The 25,698-nt window shown below is 33.2% G+C and carries 25 protein-coding genes and 1 pseudogene; 20 read left to right on the top strand and 6 right to left on the bottom strand.

Annotated elements, in window-relative coordinates:
- Positions 1-89 precede the first annotated feature (89 nt).
- The 5 genes from CN692_RS07525 to CN692_RS07505 all read left to right on the top strand — a co-directional run bounded on the left by CN692_RS07525 (position 90) and on the right by CN692_RS07505 (position 4,915).
- Positions 90-2,084 carry a hypothetical protein gene (locus CN692_RS07525; RefSeq protein WP_098118550.1) on the top strand — a complete coding sequence of 665 codons (1,995 nt, stop codon included), beginning with the start codon at positions 90-92 and terminating at the stop codon, positions 2,082-2,084.
- A 468-nt stretch (positions 2,085-2,552) separates the two neighbouring features.
- Positions 2,553-2,861, top strand: a complete 309-nt coding sequence (locus tag CN692_RS07520; RefSeq protein ID WP_098118549.1) for a hypothetical protein — start codon at positions 2,553-2,555, stop codon at positions 2,859-2,861.
- Between the two features lie 617 nt (positions 2,862-3,478).
- Positions 3,479-3,742 carry an excalibur calcium-binding domain-containing protein gene (locus tag CN692_RS07515; protein ID WP_098118548.1) on the top strand — a complete coding sequence of 88 codons (264 nt, stop codon included), beginning with the start codon at positions 3,479-3,481 and terminating at the stop codon, positions 3,740-3,742.
- Positions 3,743-3,834: 92 nt separating this feature from the next.
- Positions 3,835-4,692 (top strand): ComEC/Rec2 family competence protein, encoded by an 858-nt coding sequence (locus CN692_RS07510; RefSeq protein WP_098118547.1) that lies wholly within the window; start codon positions 3,835-3,837, stop codon positions 4,690-4,692.
- Position 4,693: 1 nt separating this feature from the next.
- Positions 4,694-4,915 carry a DUF3006 domain-containing protein gene (locus CN692_RS07505; protein WP_098118546.1) on the top strand — a complete coding sequence of 74 codons (222 nt, stop codon included), beginning with the start codon at positions 4,694-4,696 and terminating at the stop codon, positions 4,913-4,915.
- 171 nt (positions 4,916-5,086) lie between these two features.
- Here CN692_RS07505 and CN692_RS07500 read toward each other — a convergent pair whose 3' ends face one another.
- The 4 genes from CN692_RS07500 to CN692_RS07485 all read right to left on the bottom strand — a co-directional run bounded on the left by CN692_RS07500 (position 5,087) and on the right by CN692_RS07485 (position 8,017).
- Positions 5,087-5,749: an amino acid ABC transporter permease gene (locus CN692_RS07500; protein ID WP_098118545.1), complete on the bottom strand. Its 663-nt coding sequence runs from the start codon at positions 5,747-5,749 to the stop codon at positions 5,087-5,089.
- A 12-nt stretch (positions 5,750-5,761) separates the two neighbouring features.
- Entirely contained in the window at positions 5,762-6,400 is a 639-nt protein-coding gene (locus CN692_RS07495) for an amino acid ABC transporter permease (protein WP_257143985.1), read from the bottom strand.
- Positions 6,401-6,475: 75 nt separating this feature from the next.
- Complete coding sequence (locus CN692_RS07490; protein WP_098118544.1) at positions 6,476-7,273, bottom strand: transporter substrate-binding domain-containing protein; 798 nt, start codon at positions 7,271-7,273, stop codon at positions 6,476-6,478.
- A 15-nt stretch (positions 7,274-7,288) separates the two neighbouring features.
- Entirely contained in the window at positions 7,289-8,017 is a 729-nt protein-coding gene (locus tag CN692_RS07485) for an amino acid ABC transporter ATP-binding protein (RefSeq protein ID WP_098118543.1), read from the bottom strand.
- A 371-nt stretch (positions 8,018-8,388) separates the two neighbouring features.
- Between CN692_RS07485 and CN692_RS07480 the strand changes: the two genes are divergently transcribed.
- From CN692_RS07480 to CN692_RS07475, 3 genes are all read left to right on the top strand, one after another.
- Positions 8,389-9,378 (top strand): helix-turn-helix transcriptional regulator, encoded by a 990-nt coding sequence (locus tag CN692_RS07480; RefSeq protein WP_098118542.1) that lies wholly within the window; start codon positions 8,389-8,391, stop codon positions 9,376-9,378.
- A gap of 345 nt (positions 9,379-9,723) precedes the next feature.
- On the top strand, positions 9,724-9,846 hold the full coding sequence (locus CN692_RS27135; RefSeq protein ID WP_373605024.1) for a DUF6508 domain-containing protein: 123 nt from the start codon (positions 9,724-9,726) through the stop codon (positions 9,844-9,846).
- A gap of 131 nt (positions 9,847-9,977) precedes the next feature.
- The gene (locus tag CN692_RS07475) at positions 9,978-10,433 is read left to right on the top strand and encodes a hypothetical protein (protein ID WP_098118541.1); all 456 of its coding nucleotides are present in this window, start codon (positions 9,978-9,980) and stop codon (positions 10,431-10,433) included.
- Between the two features lie 188 nt (positions 10,434-10,621).
- Here the strand turns inward: CN692_RS07475 and CN692_RS07470 are convergent, their stop codons facing one another.
- Complete coding sequence (locus CN692_RS07470) at positions 10,622-12,028, bottom strand: Ig-like domain-containing protein (RefSeq protein ID WP_179874390.1); 1,407 nt, start codon at positions 12,026-12,028, stop codon at positions 10,622-10,624.
- Positions 12,029-12,307: 279 nt separating this feature from the next.
- On the opposite strand from CN692_RS07470, the gene CN692_RS27130 reads away from it, so the two are divergent.
- The 4 genes from CN692_RS27130 (at position 12,308) to CN692_RS07455 (ending at position 16,574) form a co-directional block, all read left to right on the top strand.
- On the top strand, positions 12,308-12,721 hold the full coding sequence (locus tag CN692_RS27130; RefSeq protein WP_142317508.1) for a fibronectin type III domain-containing protein: 414 nt from the start codon (positions 12,308-12,310) through the stop codon (positions 12,719-12,721).
- A gap of 341 nt (positions 12,722-13,062) precedes the next feature.
- Positions 13,063-14,532, top strand: coding sequence for a PTS transporter subunit EIIC (locus CN692_RS07465; protein WP_098118540.1), 1,470 nt, complete (start codon positions 13,063-13,065; stop codon positions 14,530-14,532).
- A 96-nt stretch (positions 14,533-14,628) separates the two neighbouring features.
- Complete coding sequence (locus tag CN692_RS07460) at positions 14,629-15,675, top strand: DUF871 domain-containing protein (protein WP_098118539.1); 1,047 nt, start codon at positions 14,629-14,631, stop codon at positions 15,673-15,675.
- A gap of 44 nt (positions 15,676-15,719) precedes the next feature.
- Positions 15,720-16,574 carry a MurR/RpiR family transcriptional regulator gene (locus CN692_RS07455; RefSeq protein WP_098118538.1) on the top strand — a complete coding sequence of 285 codons (855 nt, stop codon included), beginning with the start codon at positions 15,720-15,722 and terminating at the stop codon, positions 16,572-16,574.
- A 239-nt stretch (positions 16,575-16,813) separates the two neighbouring features.
- On the opposite strand, the gene CN692_RS26630 is transcribed toward CN692_RS07455, so the two are convergent.
- Positions 16,814-16,948, bottom strand: a complete 135-nt coding sequence (locus tag CN692_RS26630; RefSeq protein WP_257131733.1) for a hypothetical protein — start codon at positions 16,946-16,948, stop codon at positions 16,814-16,816.
- 204 nt (positions 16,949-17,152) lie between these two features.
- Between CN692_RS26630 and CN692_RS07450 the strand changes: the two genes are divergently transcribed.
- The 8 genes and pseudogenes from CN692_RS07450 to CN692_RS07415 all read left to right on the top strand — a co-directional run bounded on the left by CN692_RS07450 (position 17,153) and on the right by CN692_RS07415 (position 25,692).
- Entirely contained in the window at positions 17,153-17,896 is a 744-nt protein-coding gene (locus CN692_RS07450; protein WP_098118537.1) for a metallophosphoesterase family protein, read from the top strand.
- Positions 17,897-18,049: 153 nt separating this feature from the next.
- A pseudogene (locus CN692_RS07445) lies at positions 18,050-19,440 on the top strand (glycoside hydrolase family 1 protein).
- A 347-nt stretch (positions 19,441-19,787) separates the two neighbouring features.
- Positions 19,788-21,137 carry an acyclic terpene utilization AtuA family protein gene (locus CN692_RS07440; protein ID WP_098118536.1) on the top strand — a complete coding sequence of 450 codons (1,350 nt, stop codon included), beginning with the start codon at positions 19,788-19,790 and terminating at the stop codon, positions 21,135-21,137.
- A gap of 12 nt (positions 21,138-21,149) precedes the next feature.
- Positions 21,150-21,500, top strand: a complete 351-nt coding sequence (locus tag CN692_RS07435; RefSeq protein ID WP_098118535.1) for a DUF4387 domain-containing protein — start codon at positions 21,150-21,152, stop codon at positions 21,498-21,500.
- Complete coding sequence (locus CN692_RS07430) at positions 21,475-22,401, top strand: ribokinase (protein WP_098118534.1); 927 nt, start codon at positions 21,475-21,477, stop codon at positions 22,399-22,401. Before CN692_RS07435 ends, CN692_RS07430 begins: the two co-directional genes overlap by 26 nt.
- A complete protein-coding gene (locus tag CN692_RS07425; RefSeq protein ID WP_098118533.1) occupies positions 22,370-23,272 on the top strand; it encodes an ABC transporter permease in 903 nt (300 codons plus the stop codon). The genes CN692_RS07430 and CN692_RS07425 overlap by 32 nt, the downstream gene beginning before the upstream one ends.
- 16 nt (positions 23,273-23,288) lie before the next feature.
- On the top strand, positions 23,289-24,167 hold the full coding sequence (locus CN692_RS07420) for a carbohydrate ABC transporter permease (RefSeq protein ID WP_098118532.1): 879 nt from the start codon (positions 23,289-23,291) through the stop codon (positions 24,165-24,167).
- Between the two features lie 55 nt (positions 24,168-24,222).
- Positions 24,223-25,692 carry an extracellular solute-binding protein gene (locus CN692_RS07415; RefSeq protein WP_098118531.1) on the top strand — a complete coding sequence of 490 codons (1,470 nt, stop codon included), beginning with the start codon at positions 24,223-24,225 and terminating at the stop codon, positions 25,690-25,692.
- The last annotated feature ends 6 nt before the right edge of the window (positions 25,693-25,698 follow it).

The raw sequence follows: 25,698 nt of genomic DNA, 5'->3' as shown, positions 1-25,698 counted from the left end.
TTCATAAATAATAGTTTAATAATGTACTATCGATAATTAAAATGAACATTACTTTATAAATGAAGAGTGTATATTATAGGAGTAGAAAAATGAAACCAATTGATATTAAAGAAATTGAACTGTTTAAAGAAGAAATAAATCATTGGAAAAATAAGAAACAAATATTAATGTTTCTGAAAGAAGGATATGAGATTAAAGGCCAATATTTTCACAAGTTTTTTTTACATAGTGCTTGTTCAATGGGGATTGATATTGCTGTTTTAACGGAGCTGTTGCAGTTTATTAAATCAATTAAAAAAGCAGAGTTTAGATTAATTGAAAAAGATATTGAATACATTATACATTTAAAAGAACGAATACAGGTATACGAAAATGAAATAAAACAAATTTTTCAGATATCAAGTCAAAAAATACATATAGAAGATATTTTTAATTACTTAGAGTATATAAAAATGAATATGAATGAAAACAATTTGAGTTTAGATAATAATAAATTCCCTATGGATATATTAGATTCACAGTTCAGTCATATTTTAAGTAGTTTTTCGACTCTTATAGAGGTAATCACGAAACTAAATGTCCCTTCTAGAGATAAAGAACCGAGTTTAATAAATAATAATTGTAGGTATATTTATGAGTCAGTTGCTTTTAAACACTCACTTAAACAAATGTTTTTATCACTATCAGTTGAACATACCAAACCAATTATAGAGGATAATTATGAAACAAATGGAATTAATTATGGAAAAGTGTATTATTCTGAAGATAACTTGCCATATTGGTCTGTCTTTGAAAAATATAGAGATCTTAATTTCCAAAGTCAGTCAGACAATATAATAAGTATAAGTGAGTCGGAAGACATTATGTTAAAAACTAAAGCAATGAAAGAACCATTAACCAATGGAGTGTTAAGGTTTGATTTTGCAAAAGCTGCTGAAAATTATGCTTACAAGGAAGTTTACACTGCATATAAGTTACTTATACCAATATATGGAATGAAAAACACAGAATTTACACTGGTAAAGGATAATAAAAAATTTCAAATCGAACAAATGATAGAGGTATATAGCTGCATTTATAAATTATCTTTGGAAATGAGAGACCAAAACTACCAGAATGGATTTATAAAAGTATTGGGTGAAAAAAAATTAATGAGGATATTGGATTTAGATAAATCAAAAGTTGATTTAATTCGTCTTTTTTCATTTGATCTTGATTTAATGAAGGGGCATCCATATTTAGTTAGTTTTAAGCCATTAATAAAAAAAGGGAATATTTACTATATATTACCAAATTGGATTTCAAATATTTCTATCGAGAAGGCATTTGATAAAATTTTATCGGATGATAGTTTGGTTAAGATTAATTTAATCAACCAGAGAAGTAAAGGAGAATTATTTGAGGATTCCATAGAGTCTTTATTTAATGTGTTAAATATTCCATTTGTTAATTTAAAACAAAATGCAAGGAAAGGAATTCATGAAACTGACGGAATGTTTATGATAGGAGACTATGTATTTCTATTTGAGGCAAAAGCCACAATTAAGCCAGAAAATTTTGTAGAAGCTTACAATAATTTACAAGGTCACTTATTTAAAGCGTACAATCAACTTATTGAAAGAATAAGATCATTAGAAAGTGAAGTTATAAGAGAAATTATTAAGAAAAAATCAGGGATAGATCTAACTGGGAAAAAAATTGTTCCATTTATATTACTGAGTCATCATTATTTTAATGGTTACCAGGAACTTTCTTTAAAGTTAAACGAAGAAAATAGCCATATTCCAATTATAGATTTTCTAACTTTGAAAAATATACTTGAGTCAAAAAGCTTACCTATTTGGTTTTACGATGAGAAAAAGAAATCATACTTAAGGGAAGAGGAAGATATTAATACTTCAACATTAGGTGAAAAGTTAAATAAATATCTCTTAAATCAATTTAAGGGGCTTATAGTTGGAGAACAACCAGAATTCCAATTAACACAAGATAATGTTATGTTTAGGATTGTTAAATCTCCACGCATCCATGATAAAAAGTTGAATAAGACAAAAAATAATAAGCAGATAAACTGTTTCTTCTGAATAAGATTTTGTTATGAAAAATGCTACTTTATAATCATTGAAAACAAATGAAAGTAGTGAAGAATAGATGTTATGATTAAAATTTATAGAAGTTTTAGGATAATTTATCAAATAATATATCTCTTTTAAAAATACTTTTTTATAAGATAAGAATGAACCTACTCAAGTTTTTGAGTAGGTTTTTAAATAGAACAGTACTATTTGTAATCGCTGCAGTCTTTAAATTTTTAAAGAGTGTATTTTTTTATTTCCGAAACTTTCAATTTTTATCTCATTACAAATAATTTAATTAGAACTTTATATGTTAATGCTTTTACGAATTAGTAAATTTTACTTACTATGCAAGTTATTTTTACCACCAATAAAATTGCTTCAGGAGGAACAATTTTATTATTAATCTAAAAAGGAGTGGAACCCTTGATGAAAAACTGCTTTTTCCTTCAACTAGAACTAAACTGTTAAAACCATATGATCGTCCTTGCTATAAATGAAGAAACAAAAGGAGCTACTAGTTTAATTGGTTATATGGAATTAGAAGACGCTAATCGTCCAGGTACTCCTAATGATTTTAAAGATTTACACCCGGTTTTCTTAAAAAACTGGGATGATTTTCGGAATTTGATTTTTATAAGAATTTATACTTTTGAGGGTATAACCGAGGACAAACAAGATGGATTATTAGAACTTGCAGAAACGTTTATTGAGTTTAAACCAAGTATAAATCCTAAAGTAGAATTTTTTGTTTCAAAAAAGGTTTTAAAGCTATATGAGGATTGATGGGAAAAAGATATGAATAAGATTCCTGTTTATCAATGGTTGATCGATGCTAATAGTGAAAATCCAATAAGTTTAGCAAACTTAAATATGGATTCATTAAATCATCTATCACAAGACAAGTAAAAAAACGAATGACGTTTAAATGAATAGTGGACACTGAAAAAGTCCATAAAATATAAATAGCGAAGGCTTTCTCGAGATTACCCGAGGAAGCCTTCGCTATTTTCTTGATTATTTAAGTGAGTGTGATTGGGCTGTATGTGATTTTATATTAAAGCAATCATACTTAGAATAGAAACATAGCCTGCTCATCCCCCCCCCACCGAGTAGGCTTCTTCAAGTTAGTAAATTTTACCTAAATAAATCTAATGAATATTCACTATAATCTCAACAAACTTCTATGATAAAATGTTAATTAGATTAAAATATATTTAATATACATCTTTCAAATTTACTAAATATCTCAGCAAGTGGAACTCTGTAATGTCTAAAATTTTCTATTAAACTACTAGATTTTTTACTAAATTTTTATTTAACTATTGATAGTCTATTATAATTAAATTATTATTAAAATTAAGTTTCAATTGTTACGAAATAATAGATTGGGGTGTTTAAAAATGAAAAAACTTGCTATTGGTATTCTTGCTTTTGGTCTTATTCAAAGTTATTCATTTATTTCAACGGATGATGCTAATGCAGCTGCTAAAACATATAAAAACTGTACAGAAATGCACAAAGATTATAAGGGTGGAGTTGCCCGAAGTTCATCTGTTAAAAATAAAGGCGGTAAAACGAAATTTAAACCTGTTGTATCAAAAGCTTTATATGACGCTAATAAAAAAAGCGATCGAGATAAAGATTTAATTGCATGTGAAAGATAAGTTACGAAATAAAAAAGATAGCTCCGAGAACGGAAACTATCTTTTTTTATGGTTAAGAAAAATCACTTTATTAAAGTTAGGAGATTTTTTAATTGAAAAAGAAAATATTAAGTATCGTATTAACTAGTGCTTTATTAGCAGGGATTGCTTACCAATTTAAGCCTACTGATACGAAAGCTGCTTCTAAAAATTTAAATGTACATTTTATTGATGTTGGTCAAGGTGATGCAATTTATATAAAAACGCCAAATGGGGATGATATTGTTATTGATGGCGGAAATAAGGCTAAAGGTGATATTGTCGTAGATTACTTAAAGAAACAAAAGGTTAAAGATATTGAAGTTATGATTTCTACACATCCTGATGCAGATCATGTAGGTGGGTTAGATGAAGTACTGGAAGCTTTTAAAGTAAAAAGTGTTTATGCGCCAAATGTATCGAATAATACGCAAGCATTTAAACAATTTTTGACTGCAGTTAAAAATGAAAAATTAAAAATTAAACCAGTTACTGCTGGAGTTAAATTAAATTTAAAAGGCGTTTCTGCAGAATTTGTTGGACCTGTAAAATCGTATTCGAAATCTGATCTTAATGATTGGAGTGCAGTGTTAAAACTTGTATATAATAAAAATAGTTTCTTATTTACTGGAGATGCTGAGTCTAAATCTGAACAAGATATGATTAAGTCTAAAAAGGACTTGAAGGCAGATGTGTTAAAAGTAGGTCATCACGGTGCGAAAACATCAAGTAGTCAAGCATTTTTAGATAAAGTGAAACCTAAAATTGCAGTCATTGGTGTCGGTGCAAATAATCGATATGGCCATCCAACAAATGATACACTTAATCGCTTAAAGAAATATAAAACAAAAGTTTACCGTACAGATAAAAATGGCAGCGTAGTTGTAACGAGCGATGGTAAAAAAATTACGGTTAAAACGGAGAAAAAATAAGATGAAAATTACTGGAATAGTTGACCGATTTGAGGGAGAACTTGTAGTAGTTGAATTAGAAGATGGTTCAACTACTGATTATCCGAAAAAGATGTTTCCAAAATCAGTTTCTCCTGGCGATGCAGTTTATATGACAAATGGAAAATTCGAAATCGACAAGGACAAAACGAAGGTGTTAAAGAAAGAAATTGACGACTTAATGGATGAACTATTCGAAAAATAATATTGGTATTTTGTTGATGGGGGTCTACTTAGAAGATCCTTTTTTTATTTAGCATACAACTAGATAAAATATATCACAGTCATTTATTAGAAATTATAGGAAGATGTTACAATATAAGGAACGTTTAGTATGATTAACAAAAAATCCGGTTCAACCATTGAACCGGATTTCTCAAGTCTGCTTAATTTCTAATCTACGCGCAATCAACGACAAAACATAATTAACAATAAAATACATCAACGCAACAATCACCATAACGGGAATTACATAAGATTCCTTTTGTGCATAGATAATTTGTCCATTATGCAATAAATCCGGCAATGCAATAACGACAGCTAATGATGTGTCTTTTAGTAAAGAAATAAATTGACTCACAATCGGAGGAACCATTCTTCTTAATGCTTGTGGCAAGACAATATAGCGTAATGTCTGTGTGTAATTCAATCCAGATGCACGTGCTGCTTCAATTTGTCCTTTTTCAATAGAGTTTAATCCACTTCGAATAATTTCTGAAATCATAGCTGATTCAAATACTGTCAATGCTGCGATGGCTGCAGTTGTAATTTTCATTTCGATTCCGATTTCCGGTAAGGCAAAATACGTAAAGAAAATAATTAGTAATAATGGTAAGTTCCGAATCGTCTCGACAATCGCGGTTAGTAATTGAGTAATGACCGGAATTTTCGTATATCTGAGGGTACCAATCAATCCGCCAATGATAAAGCTGAGTACAATTGAAATAGCAGCGACTTTAAGAGTGACCCAGAATCCTTCAAGTAAAAATTTAATATGATCTAGTGTTAATACATCAGCGTACGGTTGTAGAAAATCCATCAATCCACCTCCTTAATTACTTCTAGCCAAGCGTTTTTCTAAATAGTTAACACCGATGCTTAAAGGAATCGTTAAAACTAAATAAAATAATCCTACGAAAATATAAGTATCAAACGTTACGTAAGTCATTGCAGAGATTAGATCTCCTTGATACATTAAATCTTGACCAGCTACGACGGCTAATAATGATGAGTTTTTTACTAAATTTAGAAATTGGTTGCCAAGGGGAGGGATGACGATTTTGATTGCTTGAGGAAGAATGATTAATCTCATTGCCTGTCCGTAAGTTAATCCGGTTGAGCGAGCAGCTTCCATTTGGCCTTTTGGCACGGAGAGAATACCAGCACGGATTGCTTCGGCAATGAACGCTGCTGTATAGATGGTCAAACCGATTGTTCCTGCAACCATTCCACTATAGCTTCCAGCTAAGTAAGTAAAAAAAATGACTACTAGAACAGGGATATTTCGGATAAATTCAACATAGATCGAACCTAACCAGTTAAGCGGTTTGATTGGAGCAATTCGCATAACAGCAACAAGTGTACCTAAAATAAAGCTACATAATAAAGCAATTAAACTAGTTAAAATGGTTACTCTTAATCCATCTAAAAAATACTCCATATGATCTGTTAATATCGAGAAATCTAACAAAGGATTTCCTCCTAATTATTAGGAAAAGCAGGCCCGTATAAGCACGGACTCTGCAGTTCCCAATGATAATATCATTTAATTTTTAATCCATTTATTCTTAATCTCATCGTATTTACCTGAAGCTTTTAAGCTTGCTAATGCTTTATTCAACTTTTCAACAAGCGCTTTATTTCCTTTCTTAACTGCGATACCATAAGGTTCTTGTGTAAAAGTTCCTCCTACTAATTCAAATGAAGGATCTTCTTCTTTCATACCGTAAAGGATTGCATCATCCGTAGTTAGGGCATCACCTTTACCTGCTTTTAAAGCTGTAAAAGCTTCAGCATAGTTTTCAAATTCAAGTACTGTCGTAGCAGGAGCTTTTTCGCGTATATTTACAGCAGAAGTTGAGCCTTTTACTGCAAGTACTTTTGTACCTTTCTTCAAGTCAGTAAGTCCATGAATTTTACTTCCTTTTTTTACTAACAAAGATTGTCCGGCATTAAAGTAAACATCAGTAAAATCTACTTCTTTTTTACGTTCTTCATTGATTGTCATTGTAGCGACGACCGCATCAACTTTTCCATTATTTAAGAGACCAACCCTCGTCTTTGACGTAACCTCTATGTACTCAGGCTTCACATCTTTGCCAAACATTTCTTGCGCAAGTGCTTTGGAAAGATCAATATCAAATCCTTCTACTTTACCTGTTGAAGGGTTTTTCAATCCAAATAAACGAGTGTCATACTTTACACCAAAAACAATTTTCTTATCATCCTTAATTCGAGCTAGAGCATCTTTGCTTTTCGAATCATCCTTACTACCACAACCTGCAAGAACTAAGGCGGCCGTAGTTGAAACTAGAGCCATTTTCATGAATTTTTTTAGAAACATTAAAATTACCTCCTATTAATGATTTAATATACGGCTGAGAAATAAGCGAGCCCGTTCTTCACGCGGGTTCTCATAAAACTCGGCCGGAGTTGCTTCTTCTAAAATTCTTCCTTCATCCATAAAGACGATGCGATCGGCTACTTCTCGGGCAAAGCCCATTTCATGAGTTACAACAACCATCGTCATACCTTCTTTAGCAAGGTTTTTCATTACATCTAGCACTTCGCCAATCATTTCAGGGTCGAGTGCGGAGGTTGGTTCATCGAAAAGCATAATATCCGGTTTCATCGCAAGCCCGCGCGCAATTGCGACACGTTGTTGCTGGCCACCGGAAAGCTGGGAAGGATAGGCTTTTGCCTTTTCTAAAATACCTACTTTTTCTAGAAAGTGATTAGCAGTTTGGTCGGCTTCTTCTCTAGATTGACCAAGAGCTTTCATAGGGGCTAGAGTGATATTTTCAAGCACTGTTTTGTGCGGATATAAATAAAAATGCTGAAAAACCATGCCAATATTGCGTCTTAATTTGTTAATATCTGTTTTTTTATCCCCGACAGAAACACCACTTACAGTAAGAGTGCCGTCATTGATTGCTTCTAGATGATTAATACAGCGGAGCAAAGTACTTTTCCCAGAACCAGACGGCCCAATCACAACAACAACTTCACCTTTATTAATTGTGAGATTAATATCTTTTAAGACTTGAAAATCGCCATAAAACTTATTTACATGATCAAATACAATCATTCCTAACCTCCTATTTAATTTGATTTACCAATGGAGAATTTTGGGAATCAATATTTAATGTGTATGCTTGTTCGCATTGTCATATCACGCTAAATTACTTTTTAGTCTTTTAGGACGAGTACTTGTGTACTAGGTAAAAATGAAGCAAAACTAAATCAAAACAAAAAAAGGAAGCACTATAGAAGTGTTTCCGGCCATTGTTTACTAAAATTTATGATGAAAAACTAAATCGATACCATTGACCTATTAGTAAACATATACTGGGATTTTATGACTATAATCATTCCTAATTAATTATGTTAATATTAAAATTAGATTAATAATGATAGCGAATACATCTTTTGAATTTTACTAAACAAACGGAGGATTCCATGGAAAACCGTGAACGATTTTATAAACTAATGAAACTACTAGAAAGTAAAACGGATATTGACCACGAGTTTACCTTTGATGAAATAAAAAAGAGATTAGCAGCAGGAGAAGAGGATTTTTCGTATAGTAAAAATACATTTTTAAAAGATATTTCCGTGCTAGAAAATGTAGGATTTGATGTAATTGAAAATCCTAGCGATGGTAAGGCAACTACATATAGCCACCAAGAGCGTCTTTTTGAATTGCACGAACTACGTTTATTAGTAGATGCAGTGACTGCTTCAAGATTTTTAAATAAACAAGAAACACAAAAAATTATCGATAAATTAAAAAAGCTAACGAGTGATAACGAAGCTAAAAAGCTCCACAACGGCATTATCGCAGATACGGCAATTAAAAGTGAAAGCAATCGAATTCACTTCTCAATCGATCAAATTCACCAAGCCATTTCTGAGAAAAAACTAATTTCATTTCAATACGGCCGATACAATATTAAGAAAAAATTTGAACTAAGTCACAATGGAAAAGAATATTCAGTTAAACCACTCGCAGTAATCTGGTCAAATGACTACTATTACTTAATTACGAGAAGTTTACCTGAGGATCAACTAAGACATTTCCGTGTAGATCGAATGCGCGAAGTTAAGAAAACGGAAGAAAAGTTCCAAGATGAACGTTTTGACGTCGACGAATATTTGCGCACCGTTTTTAATATGTTTGCTGGTGAGCCAAACTACGTAAAGATCAAGTTCAAAAAAGGATTACTAAATGTAGTTTTTGACCGTTTTGGCCTAAAAGCTGATATTCAGCAAGTAGATGAGGAGCACTTCATCTTAACAACAAAAGCTGCGATCAGTGATGGATTAATCACATGGATTTTAACTTGGGGTAAGGATGCACAAGTAATAAGCCCGCCGTCTGTGATTGAGAGAGTTCAGGAGCAAATTTTGGAGATGAGTAAGCTGTATAGTATGAATATGCAGCAATAATATTTTACTAAAAGAGTATCTTTCGGGGATGCTCTTTTTTCATTTACTAGTTAGTTGACTAATACATTAAAGTGAAATTCTAGAGTAAAATAGGAGGGGGTGAAATAATGAAAAGTGAAAAAATACATCAGTATATTGATTATTTTAGTTAAAACGATTTTGAATTTTTTACTATGAACGGTCGCTTTTATAAATATCATGAAGGAGTAAATGAGTTTATTGATGCTTTTTATAAATCAGATCTAAGTGATCCCAATTATTTAGAAACCATGAGTAACTATCAAGAACCGCATTTACAATTAATAAAAATAGCTGATAAGCATTTAATCAAATCTATTTTTACATATTACGTTAGAGGAGAACGTAGAACGCTTCTGTGAAGGTATGTGGGCCGATGCAATAAGGGAAAAGATATTTTTGAATATATTAATTAGGTTAAACCAGCTTGAGGAAGAATCTTATAGTTAAAATTAAAGACTTCAAGTAGATTTTTGTTATTTGAAGTCCTTTAAACGTTCATACATATTTCATTATTACCTAAATTATTTACCGTTCCTTTATGTTACTATTTTCACAAAATAAAGGGTAGTGGGTGAATAATGCTTAAGCTAATTTTCTTTTCGATTATTTCAATAATAGGAATCAGTTTAATCATGTACATATATGTATTCTTTATGTTGTCGAACCCTGAAAAGAAGATCAAAATAGATGAACAAGAAATTAGCACAAAACTAACTTCAATTAACCAAATGATTCTTATTCCAACTGACTTTGAAGTTTCAGAAGTGTATCTTTTAGATGACAGTTTTACTTCTCCTCATGTTGAAGTCAATCTTTCACATGAAATTAAAATAAGTGTTTTTAAATCAATTGACTTAAGTTATGAAGGCGGGAAATACGTAAGAGCTAAAGTTTTGAACAATATTAATATAGAAGAATATCAAACGAAAGACAAAAGAATTATTTATATTTTCAACGTAGATGGACTTAACTATCTGTATATATTCCATGAACCATATAGGAAAAGTATTGATGAGTATTTATCAAAAATATGACTCTATGATCGAGGAGGGTTAGCATGTATTTTGGAGATTATTTATTTCAAATGTTTGTGTATGGCATCCCGTTATTGCTTGTATTAATTAATATCTATTTTACTATTAAAAAAAGACGAATTAAGCGGGAGTCTTGATTGCTAAAAAACAAAAAACCAAGGAACTAATCCTTGGCTCAATCATTTATCTTAATGCCTTACAACCTTAACTGAAGTAGCAGAACTAGTATTACCAGCAGCATCCTTAGCAGTTACAGAAATTGTAGTACCACTTTTCTGTGCTTTGATTTTAACTGTAAAGTTTCCTTTTGAATCAGCTTTTGCTGAACCTAAAGTTTTACTTCCAACTTTAACTGTAACAGTAGAGTTAGCTTCAGCTTTTCCAGTTACTTTCGCGTCGTTATCGTCTACTTTATTAACCTTTGGCTTACTTGGAGCAATCACATCTACGACAGTTACAGTTGTTGCTGTGCTCGTATTACCAGCAGCATCTTTAGCAGTTACAGATAGTTTTGTACCTGCATATTGAACAGCTATCGTAATTGAATAATTTCCAGATGAATTAGCTTTTGCAGTTTCAAGTGTTGTAGAACCTTTTTTAACAGTAACAGTAGAACCTGCTTCAGCTTTTCCAGTCACAACTTTGTCATTATTATCAACCTTATTTACTACAGGCTTAGAAGGTGCAATCACATCAACGACTTTTGTAGTTGATGCTGCACTTATATTACCAGCAGAATCTTTAGCTGTAACACTTAATGTCACGCCAGCTTTTTGTGTTTTGATTTTTACAGAAAAAGTTCCATTTGAAGCTGTTTTAGCAGTACCTAATTGTGTACTACCTACTTTAACAGTAACAGTAGAGTTAGCTTCTGCTTTACCTGTAACAACTGTATCATTATTATCAACTTTATTTAAGGTTGGCTTATTAGGGGCAACATTATCTTCGAAGTAAGTTCCAATAGCATATAAGTCATCTTCTGTATTATTATCAACATCGTCATTATCATAGTCTATAACGCCAATATAATATGTACCAGCTTTTGCTTGGTATGCTTGATATTCATTTCCTTCATCATCATAATCTGAGCCTAAATATTGTAATTTATTACTCACGGCAAAATCTTTTTCTGTAACAGAGAATGCTAGGTCAATATTATCAGAGTTAGTAACCCCAACTACATATAAAAGTCCATCACTCGGTACGACTACTTTATGAACATCTACATCATACAATGGGTATAACTGTCCAATTAACGGTTTTTCATATGATGTATTATCTGCAGAATCAAAATCATCATTGGGCTCTACCTCAGATATAAAATCATCATCTTCACTAGTGTTGTTACCATTACTCATAATCCCTATTTTATTAAAGTTTTTTACTGAAATGGCTTTTGAATCTTTTACTTCATTTCTAAGTTGATTAAACGTATGAAAATCGAGGATTCCTTTTTGAAGAGGCATTTTATTCTGATGTTCAACGATCTTCTTTGATAAGTTGTATCCGTTTCCTTCTGCCTTAACATTTCCTAAAGACAATGGTGACGCTAATAAACCTAAAGTAACTAATGATAAGATTTTTTTATTAAGCACACAATCACTCCTATTATTTGTTATTAAGAACGCTGAGGTCTTAATGCTACTACAAGTAATTAGATACAACCATGGGCTTCAATGCACATTTATTTTTCGGCAATTATAAAGACTATAGACTTGTTTAATGAAATTTTAATTATCGAATACGAAAATAACTAGTCTAAATAAGAGTGATTTTGGCGTTTTTTTGTAAAGTTTTAATGTAGGGGTTATTAAGCTTATTTAAGTAATTGGCATTATATTGGTAAAATATCAAACTATTATCATATGTAACCTATTGAGAATCATGATGAGATTCTCTTTTTTGTTGTTCAATTTTTTGAACACCCCGATGTATATAGTCAAATTATCAAATGGAGGAAGTATTCATTAGTAGCGATATATTTTTTAAGGGGGAATTCAGCAAAACCAATTCCATCAGTACCAACTAACTTCAACGCGACTAAAGTAAGTTCAACAAGTAGCAAAGTATCGTGGAGTTCAGTAAGTGGAGCAAGTGGCTATGAAATTTACAGATCTACATCAAGTACTGGTTCATATAGTTTAGTAAAAAGTACAACTTCGACATCTTATACAAATAGTGGTTTAACAAAGAAAAAGACTTACTATTATAAAGTAAGAACATATCGAATAGTTGGTTCGACTAAAGTGTATAGTGGTTGGACTTCAATTAAGAGTGTTAAGCTTTAGGAGTTTACTAAATTAAGTGCGTAAAAAAAGAGAGAACCATCCGTTGGTTCTCTTTTTTTTGAACAAAAGATAGTAGACCGACTCAATCGGAAATTTAGATTGAGTGAAATATTTTTACAATGTAAACGATTTCAATTGAAATATAATTACGGATGATTTATATTGTAAGTATATTCAGAATTCTTTAATTGTTTTAGCTCTTATTTTGTTAGCAAGGAAAATTGAACAATTATTTTGCATTAAGGGAAGGGTGCATTGTGAATTCGCCTCATACAACCGGTCGTACTTAATAAACGGACGCATTCAATGATGAACCATAGGATTAAAGGGAGGTTAGGAAGATGGAAAAAGAAAAAAAATTGGCATCAGCTATTCTCAGTAAAGTTGGGGGAATTGGAAATGTCGCACTTGTAACACACTGTATGACACGTGTGCGCCTCACTTTACGAGATGAGTCACTAGCTAACATTGAAGAACTAAAGAAAGTTCCAGGTGTTTTAGGTGTAATCGTGGATTCTACGTTTCAAATCGTTGTTGGTCCAGGTGTAGTAACGAAAGTAGCGAATGAAATTGCTTTTGTAAGTGGTGTGAAAATGGGTGAGAGAATCCCACTTCAACATAGTAATTCTCGTGCTGAAGAAGCTGCCAGAATTGCAGCTAATAATAAAGAAAACTATCAAAAAAAGAACAATACGCCGATAAAAAATTTCTTTAAAGCAATTGCACATATTTTTATTCCATTAGTACCTGCATTCTTGGCGGCTGGTTTAACTGCTGGGATCACTGCAATTATCGGTAACCTTATCACATCAGGACACTTGACTGGAGAAGGTTGGATTCAATTTAAACAAGTTCTTGGTGTCATTCAAAGTGGTTTATTAGCTTATATGGCAATCTATGTCGGTATCAATTCAGCTAGAGAGTTTGGAGCGAGCCCTCCACTTGGTGGATTAATTGGTGGAGCGACCCTTTTAACTGGGATGAATCCGGAACTACCGATTAAAAACCTATTTACGGGTGATGCACTTATCCCTGGCCAAGGTGGCGTTATTGGTGTTGTGTTAGCTGTTTGGATTTTATCGCGAATTGAAAAACGATTGCATAAAATCATACCGAATTCAATTGATCTCATATTGACATCATTTTTGAGTGTTGTTATTACAGGATTGATCACGATTTTCTTAATTATGCCTTTTGCAGGATTCGTTGAAACTCACTTACTTACTGCAGTTAATTGGACTTTATCAGTTGGTGGAGCATTTGCAGGATTTATACTAGGTGGTATTTGGTTGGTCATGGTTATGCTTGGATTACATCATATTATGACGCCTATTCATATTGAACTTATTAATAAAACAGGTGTAACGGTTCTATTACCAATCCTAGCAATGGCTGGGGCAGGGCAAGTTGGTGCAGCTTTAGCGCTTTGGGTACGTTGTTATAAGAACAAACCACTTATCAATATTATTAAAGGAGCATTACCGATTGGTGTCCTAGGAATCGGTGAACCACTTATTTATGGCGTTACACTTCCACTTGGAAGACCGTTTGTGACAGCTTGTTTAGGCGGAGCATTTGGCGGAGCAGTTATCGGCCATTTTGGCAATGTAGGGGCTATTGGGATTGGCGCAAGTGGACTAGAACTTAGTTTATTAATCGCTAATGGAAAATGGTGGATTTATTTACTTGGCATCGCGACGGCTTATATTTTTGGATTCGTCTGTACTTACCTTTTTGGTGTACCGAAAAAAGCAAGAGAATCTGTTGAGGCAGAAGAGACAGTAGAAGTGCAAGATACGTTTTCGTTCTAATTCATCAACCTCGCATAGGATGCTCGTGATTTTTAGTCGTGAGTGATTATGCGAGGATTTTATTTTTAACAAAAAAATTGAAAAAAGGAGCATACTATGAGCGGCGTACTCGTTTCATTAACTGAACAACCAATCGAACAAACAATCGACTATCTCAAGCACATGAGAGAAATCGGATTTCATACGATTTTTACATCTCTTCAGATTCCTGAGGAAAGTAACTCAGATTTATTGACTCCGTTACGTAAAATTGGAGAGTTTGCAAAGACACATCAAATGACACTTATGGTAGATGTTTCACCAAGAGCATTTAAATCATTTTCACTCTCTCAGTTGAAAGAAAGTGGTGTAACTGGATTACGAATTGATTTTGGGATGAGCGTTTCGGACATTGCATCATTAACCCACGAATGGTTGATCGCACTGAATGCTAGTACAATTGATGGTGCATTTTTAGACGAGTTAAGAGAATGTCATGCTGATTTTACGTCACTTGAAGCATGGCATAATTATTATCCTAGACCTGAAACTGGTTTATCACTTTCTCATTTTAAAGAAAAGAACAAATGGTTAAAATCTCAAGGGTTGAAGGTCGTTGCGTTTTTTCCTGGTGATGGCGATTTAAGAGGTCCTTTACATGAGGGCTTGCCTACATTAGAGAAACATCGAAATCGTTCGCCTTTTTCTAGTTACATCGAATTACTTTCTGAGGCATTAGTCGATCAAGCGGTTATCGGAGACTTGTCACTTAGTAATCAGACGTTGCAACAGTTTATGTCATGGAATGAAGGAATTGTCTTAATTCGTGTAGAAGACAAGAAAGATTCGCATGTTTGGGATCAAGTGCATCATAACCGCCCCGATATCGCAAGAGACGTTATCCGTTCCGAAAATGCACGCAGGCATTTTACTGGCAGCATACAGCCGGCTAATTGTGTTGAACGCCCGATCGGAACACTTACTATTGATAACGACAAGTATAAACGGTACAAAGGAGAGTTTCAGATCACACTGAAGCAGTTGCCTCCAGATGAACGAGTCAATGTCATCGGGTACGTGATTAAAGAAGATCTTTCTCTGTTACCTTTTTTACAAAAATCAGGTAATCCGTTTAGCTTTATTCTAAGTGAACAATCGGTTTGAACAGAGCACATAGATATTGTACAGGAAGTAGTGGAGGCGTTAGGATGAGTATTGGTGAAATTGTATCCAGAATTGAGAACGCAATGCCTAAATTAACGCAGGCTGAGCAAAAAGTTGCCAAGTTTGTTCTTAGTTCACCGAATGAAGTGATGTTCATGAATGTGCATGAATTGGCGGCGCAATCTTCTTCAAGTAGCGCTTCTGTTGTTCGGTTTTGTCGCTCAATGGGGTTAAAAGGTTTCCCAGAATTAAAAGTGGCATTATCAGCTGACCTCGCACAAGAACAAAAAACAGGTTATTATGATTTGGACAAAAATGAGAATGCTTCCGACCTCGTTGAAAAGATGCTCTCAAATGCGATTCAATCATTAAGAGATAGCGCAAATCAAATTGATTCAATTACGATTGAAAAGATCGCGAAAATACTTTACGACGCACCAGTCATTTTTGCTTTTGGAGTTGGTGCATCTGCATTAGTCGCAGAAGATATTGCTCAAAAGTGGTTACGAATGGGGAAAAATGTTTATGCAATGAGTGATTTACACGTCCTCGCCATGACCATGGCAAATGCACCAGAAGGAAGTGTTTTTATCGGCATTTCATATAGCGCCCAAACGAAAGAAGTGATGGAACTCACAAAGGTTTCCAAAAAAAATCGACTAATCACCATCAGCCTCACCGGATTTGGGCGAAGTAAGCTATCTGATCTTTGCGATTTTAACTTGTTCACCTCACAAGCCCCTGAAGCAAAAATAAGAAGTGCTGCGACTACTTCGAAACTTAGCCAGTTTTTCATTATTGATGTATTGTATTACGTGTATGCATCGATTAATATTGAATCGTCAAAAGACAAAATTACGAAAACTCGGCATGCGGTTAATGAATTGCATGGATTATAATAAAGCAGCCAAGCCTTTTTGAAGTGCTTGGCTGTTTTATCGTTATTGAAAGAATACCAAAAAGCATATTCTTCACATTTTTGTTTAATTAAGTTACTCGTAAAATTTATTATAATGACTGACCTATAAAAAGAGCAGTTGTTTTATTAGTATAAGTTTAATTAAATACATATAATCATTATTACTTCCATAGAACAAAATAAACAAGAGTACTCATTAAAGAGTACTCTGCAAATAACTCACTTCTTACAATCATAAGCAACCAAAGTAATATCCAATTCATCTTCCAAATGCTCAATCTTACTCTTAGCATCACTAGTTAAATCTGCAATAAAAAAGTCGTTGTTATTTAAATCTTTGTTCTCATTACTCATTTCAAAAATCCCCTTTATCAAAAATTTACCTTTTCATTATTCCCTATGGTAAAAAAACTATCCTAGCTTATTCTTAGGCAATGAAATTATATTTCAATAGTTAAAAAGGCAATATGTTAGATTATTTACTTTTATATTTGTTAAACTATTTATATTATTTAAATAATTTAATGGGAATAATAGGTTTATGGAGGATTTAATTTTATGAACAAAGATACGGTATTTGCAATTGGAGATATTCATGGCAGTATTAATGAATTAGAAAAGTTATTAAAAAAATGGAATCCGGATAATGAACAGCTAGTATTACTTGGTGATTTAGTGGATCGTGGTGAGAATCCATATGAAGTATTGTTAAAAGCGCAGCAATTAGAGAAAGATTATGGAGCGGTTGTGATTTTAGGAAATCATGAGCAAATGCTTTTGGACTGGCTTGAGCAACCAGAGTTTAAAGAAGCGTATTATTATGGACAGGGTGGCATTGAAACAATTCATTCATTTTTTAAATTTGAAATTACAAATAAAAGAGGTCCTAATGAAGTAGCACAATTAATGAGGGAGCAATTTGAGTCGGAATTACAATTTATAAAAAACAGACCATTGTATTTTGAATGGGAAAATTATGTTTTCGTTCATGCTGGGGTAGACTTAAATCTTGCAGATTGGAAGGAAACTACTGATAAAGAATTTTACTGGATTCGAGATGCATTCCATTACGGAAAAAATGAAACAGATAAAACGTTTATATTTGGCCACACTCCGACATCAATATTACATAAAACAGAAGGCAAATTTGATATTTGGTATTCACCTTGTAAAACGAAGATTTGTATCGATGGCGCAGCGGCTTATGGTGGCTCATTGCATGGTATTAAAGTGAATAAAGATGGAATTGTCTCTACACATTCAATTTCTTCTAAGACGAAGTCAACAAAGTATGAAATTTAATTCAATCAATTTAGCACCGTCCTATATGGAACGGTGCTTTTTTCTAGTGAATGCATGTTCAGTAATTAGTCAGTTTAAATCGTTATTTAAGTAATAGTTTGGCCAAGAAATCTCATAAAGTAATATGACTACTATTAAAATGGAGGAATAACTATGCCGACAAATAATGAGATCATTCCTGAAGGATTTTTATGGGGAGGAGCGGTAACTTCCTTTCAAACTGAAGGAGCTTGGAATGAAGGTGGAAAAGGCCCTTCGATCGTCGATGCGAGACCAATTCCAGAAGGATTTTCCGATTGGAAAGTAGCAGTTGATTTCTATCATCGCTATAAAGAAGACATAGCTTTATTCAAAGAATTAGGTTTCACTGCTTATCGTACAAGTATTTCATGGGCAAGAATTTTCCCAACAGGGGAAGGTGCACCAAATGAAGAGGGATTACAGTTTTATGATCACTTATTTGATGAGCTATTGGCTAACGGGATCCAGCCTGTAATTACGCTATACCATTTTGATATACCATTAGCATTAGCTAAAAAATATAATGGTTTTGCTTCAAGAAAAGTTGTTGATTTATTTGAAAACTATGTAAGAACGGTATTTGAACGCTATCGAGATAAAGTGAAGTATTGGTTAACATTTAATGAGCAAAATCTATTCTTAATTCAGCCAAAACTATTAGGTGTAAAAGTAACAGATGAAAATAAGGAAGCATTAAGTTATCAGTCGGTACATAATTCATTTATTGCGCATGCTAAAGCTGTTAAAGCTCTACATGAAATAATCCCAGATGGAAAAATGGCTGGCATGGTCACTTATTTAACGACATATCCAATTTCCTGCAGACCAACCGACGTAATTGCTAATGTAAAGACAAAAGAGTTGTTAATTGACTTCTACTGTGACGTTTTTGCTAATGGAGAATATCCATCTTACGTAACAAGTCAGCTTAAAAAGAAGGGAATTATGCCGACATTTGAAGATGGTGATGTAGAATTATTAAAAGAAAATACAGTTGATTATATAAGTATTAGCTATTATCAAAGCCAGACCGTGAAGTCAGATTTAAATAATAAAAATGATGTGATAAGTGGGGTAACTCCAAATCCAAATCTGGACGCAAATGAGTGGGGATGGTCCATCGACCAATCGGACTTAGAGTCGCATTAAAGGATTTATATGCAAGATACCGCTTGCCAATTTTTATAACGGAAAATGGGATTGGCGTTAGGGAAGAATTAAATGAATATATGACGGTAGATGATCAGTATCGAATTGATTATGTAAAAGAACATATTGAACAAATGAAACTTGCGATGGAAGAAGGCGTGGAAGTTTTCGGCTATTTGACTTGGGGAGCAACAGATTTACTTAGCTCTCAAGGTGAAATGAAAAAGCGATATGGCTTTATATTTGTAAATCGTGATGAAACGGAATTAAGAGATTTAAAAAGATATAAAAAGAAAAGCTTTTATTGGTTTCAAAAGGTAATTGCTTCAAATGGAGCAGAATTGGATGAAGTTTCTGAGACGGTTCTTCCTTAAGTATATTTTGTTCGAAAGAATTCGATAGTGAATTAAATGAAGTTGATCTATAGAAGTAACAGTAAAACTCATTCAAAGATGGATGAGTTTTTTACTTTTGGAACCTTTTTTAGAATTTTTTATTATTAGTTTGATGAATAGAAATACTTCCGTGAAAAAATATAATCAATTAATTCTAAAAATTTTAAAATTAGTTATTGACGTTTTTAAGAATCGTTATTATGATTATCTTATGTAACCGGTTACATATAAACTTTGTAAAAAGCTCCTAAATGTTCGCATTTTTTTTACAGAGTATGTAACCGGTTACACATACATAAAAATCGACAATGATAGAAGGTATAAAAATGTCAGAAGAAATTAAAATCTTGTCCCCATGTGGGATGCTTGGGTATGGATTTCCAGCAACTTCATTTTTAAATGGACTAAAAGATAAAATACATGGAATCGTTGTTGATGCTGGTTCTACGGATGCCGGTCCTCATAAATTAGGGGCAGGTGTTTCGATCGTAAGTGAACGGGCATTAATGAAGGATTTAGAATTAATCATAACAAATGGTGTTCCAAGAAAAATTCCTATTATTATTGGATCTGCTGGTGGAGCGGGAGCGCGCCCACATGTAGAATCAACGATTTCAATCATAAAAAAGATATTAAAAGAGAAAGAATTAAGTGCTAAGGTTGCGGTAATTTGGGCTGATTTTACACAAGAGGAAATTATTGAGGCAAATCGTGCTCATAAAATTAAACCTTTAACTAAGAATATCCCTGAACTAGATGAAGAGACGATTAAAGAAACAATTCAAATTGTTGCTCAAATGGGACATGAACCAATTTTAGAAGCATTAGAAAATGATAGTGATATTATCATATGCGGCCGGGCTTATGATCCATCGCCATTTGCGGCAATTGGGATTTATCATCAAAAAGATCCGGGACTAGCTTATCATTTAGGCAAAATTTTAGAATGTGGTGCATTATGTGCGGAGCCTGGAACGACAAAGGATAGTATTCTAGGAGTTTTAAAGGATGATTCCTTCACAGTCGAATCATTAAATCCATTAAGGAAATGTACTCCAATCAGTGTGGCAGCTCATACTTTTTATGAGAAAGAACATCCATACTTACTACATGGACCTGGATTTAGACTTGATTTAAGTGATTGTGAGTTTCATGATGCAGGAAATGGCGTTGTAGAAGTTTCGAATAGCCGATTCATTCCTGAAGATACTACATTTATTAAACTCGAAGGTGCAAAAAAGACTGCATATCGGACATTTGTTATGGCAGGGATCAGGGATCCAATTTTAATTGAAAATATTCATGAAATTGAGAATCGAGTAAAGGAACAAGTATTTGAATATTATCCTGAAATTGACCGAAACGATTACAAAATTAACTTTTTAAATTATGGAATTGACGCGGTTCTTGGCTCAAAAGAAATCGAAACATTTAAAGGCCATGAAATTGGTGTGTTATTTGAAGTAATCGCCAAGACTCAAGAACTAGCAAATAGTATATGTGCAACAGTCAGATCAACTTTTCTACACTTTGGCTATGAAAAGCGCAAGTCGACTGCGGGAAATCTAGCATTTCCATTTGCACCAAGTGATGTTGAATTTGGGGCGGTATACGAGTTTTCTATCTATCATTTAATGGAAATTAATGATAATCCGTTTCAAGTTGAGTACTTGTAGGAGGGCAGAGTAATGGTTACATTATTTGATTTAGCAAAAGTACTTAGAAGTAAAAATTCAGGTCCTTTTGAAGTCACATTGGACATTTTATTTGATTCAGAACGAGTTTATCAACTAGTTAAAAACTCAGGCAAGATTACGAAACAGACAATTTGTCATTTATATAATTTACGTGAAGAACAGGTTCACCATCTTGTTTTCTTTGACCAAGCATTGGGAATCAAAATTACGATTGAAAGAGAAGTCTCTTCAGGAAGTGTAGGAGACAGAGATGTATACGGTGCGCAACAACATGCACCGCTAATGAAGATTACTTTTGATGAGGCGGAGATGACTAGTGAGGAAGATTGCAGTTGTAGGTAGTATTAATATGGACTATTTTGTTGAAGCAGAAAAGTTACCTGAAATAGGTGAAACGCTTTTAGGGAATCAATTCTTTTTATCGGTAGGAGGTAAAGGTGCTAATCAGGCTGTAGCCGCTTCCCGATTAGGTGCTGAAGTAGCTTTATTTGGCTCAGTTGGTAAAGACGAGATTAGTGAAATCTTTATCGAAAATATGAAAAACGAAACTTTAGATATAAAAAATTTAAATCTAGTTGAAGGAAGCCATACTGGTGTAGCATTTATAGAAATTTGTAATAGCGAGAATCGAATTCTAGTTGTACCTGGGGCTAATGATTTTACAGATGTTAGCTATATTAATAGAGTTTTAGACGGATTGCTTACGTATGATGTTGTTTTATTCCAAATGGAAACGCCAATCGAGTTAATGGAGTATTTAATCCCTATTCTACATGAAAAAGGCAAAATAATAATCGTTAACCCGGCCCCTGCGCATAAAATTAAGGCACATTTATTTGAAAAGATTACTTATTTAACACCAAATGAACACGAGTATGAAATCGTTTTTGATAGTAAGCTTCCAATGGAAGAGTTACTGATCAACTATCCAAATCAATTAATTATTACATGTGGTACGGATGGTGTTGTTTATTATGATGGACAAGAAATTGTTCGTGTGCCAGCTATAAAAGTAGAACCTGTTGATACAACTGGTGCAGGCGATTCATTTTCCGGAGCGTTTGCAGTAGCAGTTTCAGAGGAGAAAAATCTTTATGACAGTATTCGATTCGGAACGATTGTAGCCGGATTATCTGTTACAAAAAAAGGTGCTCAAACCGGTATGCCATATCGAAGTGAAGTAGACCTTTTATGGAAAGAGGAGTTGAAACATGAAGGTGAAGACCACGCTATCGAAAATTAAAAAAGATTGGGTCATCTATTTAATGCTTCTTCCTGCAATTGTTTATTTCTTTATATTTAATGTAATTCCATTGCTAGGGATGAAGCTTGCCTTTCAGGATTATCGGATCATTGGTGACAATGTTTGGGTTGGTTTAAAGCATTTTAAACTTTTATTCAACTCACCAGCTTTCTTGGATGTATTAAAAAATACGGTCATTATTAGCTCAATGAAGATCATCTTCATTTTTCCGATTCCAATTATATTATCATTGTTAATTAACGAGGTTCGAACTGGGCCTTTTAGAAAGTACGTACAATCTATCATTTATTTACCGCACTTTCTTTCATGGGTTGTAATTGCTGGTATATGGATTAGTCTTTTAAATCCAACTGATGGAGGCGTAAATGTTATACGTCACTTTTTCCATCTACCATCCGTTGATTTTATGACTAGTAAAAGTCATATTCGCTGGGTTTTAGTTTTTTCAGAAATGTGGCGTTCTTCTGGATGGGACTCCATTCTTTACTTAGCAGCAATCATGAAAATAAGCCCATCACTATATGAAGCTGCTCGTATGGACGGGGCATCTAGTTTACAACAAATGAGATATATCACTCTACCGGAACTTACAAGTACGATCGTAACGGTGTTTATCTTAAATTTAGGATTCTTTTTGAACGCTGGTTTCGATCAAGTGTTTAACATGATAAATGATTCCGTTATTAGTGTTGTTGATATTCTAGATACATATGTTTATAGAATTGGTATTTTAAATGCTCAATACTCTTATGCAACAGCGGCTAGTTTATTTAAGGGTGTTATTGGAGTAGTTTTAATTCTCGGAACACATTTTATCTCAAAAAGGATTTCAGGTAAGGGTGTTTGGTAATAGGGAGGTGTAGGTTTTGAAGAAAGTTAATTGGATAAAAGTAGCTATCTATCTAGTGTTAATTTTAATATCTTTATCGATATTAATACCGATCTTGAACTTACTGGCAATGTCTCTATCTGACCCTTTAAAAGTTCATAAATTAAAAGGGTTAAGTATTTTGCCAGAAGGATTTTCTTTAATTAATTATAAAATATTGCTTTCAAATCCACTTATTTTACGAAGTATTTTTAACACATTTTTAATAACGGTTATTGGAACTGCGCTAAATCTATTTTTAACTGCAATGGCAGCCTATGTGCTAGCTAGAACGAACTTTGTAGGAAAAAAAGTTATTATGGTTTTCCTTATTATTCTAATGGTTTTTGAACCAGGATTAATTCCAGAATTTTTATTGATTAAAAATTTAGGATTACTTAATACTTACTCTTCTTTAATTCTATACAAGGCAATTAATGTATTCTATTTGTTTATTTTAATGAGATTCTTTGAAGATGTACCAGATAGTATTTTAGAGGCTGCTAGAATTGATGGAGCAGGGCATTTCAGAATTTTTACGAAAATCATGCTGCCTCTATCAAAGCCAGCACTTGCTACTCTTGGATTATTCTATGGAGTTTATCACTGGAATGAATATTTCAGAGCTACTATTTATATTACAGATCCACATAAATGGCCATTACAAGTTGTGCTTCGACAATTTGTAGTGATGAGGGATAATACTTCAATGCTAGGGAGTTTGACTGGTGGGTCATATAAACAAATTGCTAATCTAGATTTTTCTTCTCTACAAGCCGGAACAATCATCATTTCAATGATTCCTTTATTAATACTGTACCCACTAATCTTAAAATATTATGCAAAGGGTGCGCTTGAAGGTGGAGTAAAAGACTAATGGTTAAAAAAGTAAATTGGTCAAACAAGCTTAAAATTTATGAGGGGGTAAAAAAATGAAGAAATTACTTATGTTAATTTTTAGTGCACTACTTGTATTTACAACTGCTGCTTGTTCAAACGACAAGGAAACGAATGCAAATGATAAAACAGCGGATGGGAAGACAATTATTCGAGTTGTTGCAAAAGATGATTCGCCATCTAATCCTGCATCAGTAAAATATTACAATGAATTAGAAAAAGCTTTAAAAAGAGATGAAAACTTAAACGTGAAATTTAAACTAGTAGAAGTTCCTCAAGGAGATTATGCAGAAAAATTAAATCTATTATTAACTGGCGGAGATATTCCTGATTTAATCTACTTCCAAGGTGGAGATCAACAGATTTCACAACAAAATTTATTAGAAAAATTAACACCATATATTGATCAGTCGAAGAATATTAAAAACATGCTTCAACCGTATGACGAAAAAAGATTAAACAACTATCCTTACTTACTATGGATTAAACCTCTTGACCAAAAGACACCAGTTATCAGAAAAGACTGGTTTGATAAAATGACTAGCGCACAAGCGTTAATGGCAAATCCAACAACGGATAATTATTACGCATTTTTAAAAGAATTAGTTACAAAGCACCCAGGTGGTGACAAAAAACCAGCTTACGGTCTTACAGCTGCAGGTGATATTTCTGAACTAGATTCTATTTTTAAAATGGCATTTGGAATCAATCAAACTTGGTTAAAGAATAGTGATGGAACATATGTTTATTCGAAAGTATCAAATAATGAAAAAGAATTGCTAGCTTACTATAGCAAACTTTATAAAGATGGCATTCTTGATCCGCAATATTTAACAAAACAATGGGATACAAAAGAGAAAGCATTCTATGATGGTGATGCTGCAATCATTACTGGAACAAACGGTAAAGTAATCGATTTATACAACAGTAAAATGACTCAAGTGAATGGCAAGCAAGCTGAATTAGAAGTTTTACCTGCTGCAAAAGGAATTTACCAAGGCTTTGGTGGAACAGATATAACAAAAGAGTCTCGTGGATATGCTATTTCTTCTCAATCAAAACATAAAGATTTAGTTTTCAAAGTATTGGATTACTTAGCAAGTCCAAAAGGTCAAATGCTTGATCGTCTAGGATTTGAAAATGAAGAATACAAGATTGAAAACGGACAAATTGCATTAACTGATAAATATTATAGTGAGTGGTTTGCTAGATATTGGGAACCAACAGATTTTAAAACAGAACAACCATTAAAAACACCATTATTAAGTGAGCCTGCTTTAAAATCTCAAGAAATGGTTCAACAAGCCTATTCTGAAGATAATACCTTTATTTTACCAGAGAAATTTGTTGCTAACTGGGATGCGATGGAAAACCTTTATAAAGAATACGCATCGGATATTATCACAGGAAAGCGTCCAGTAAGTGACTTCGACAAGTTTGTGAAAGAATGGAAAAAAGCTGGTGGAGATGAGCTTACTAAATATGCAAATGACAAAATAAAGTAAGGAGTG

Source organism: Bacillus sp. AFS002410 (assembly GCF_002556365.1).
Lineage (GTDB): Bacteria > Bacillota > Bacilli > Bacillales > Bacillaceae_G > Gottfriedia.
This window is presented reverse-complemented; position numbering and strand designations above follow the sequence as displayed.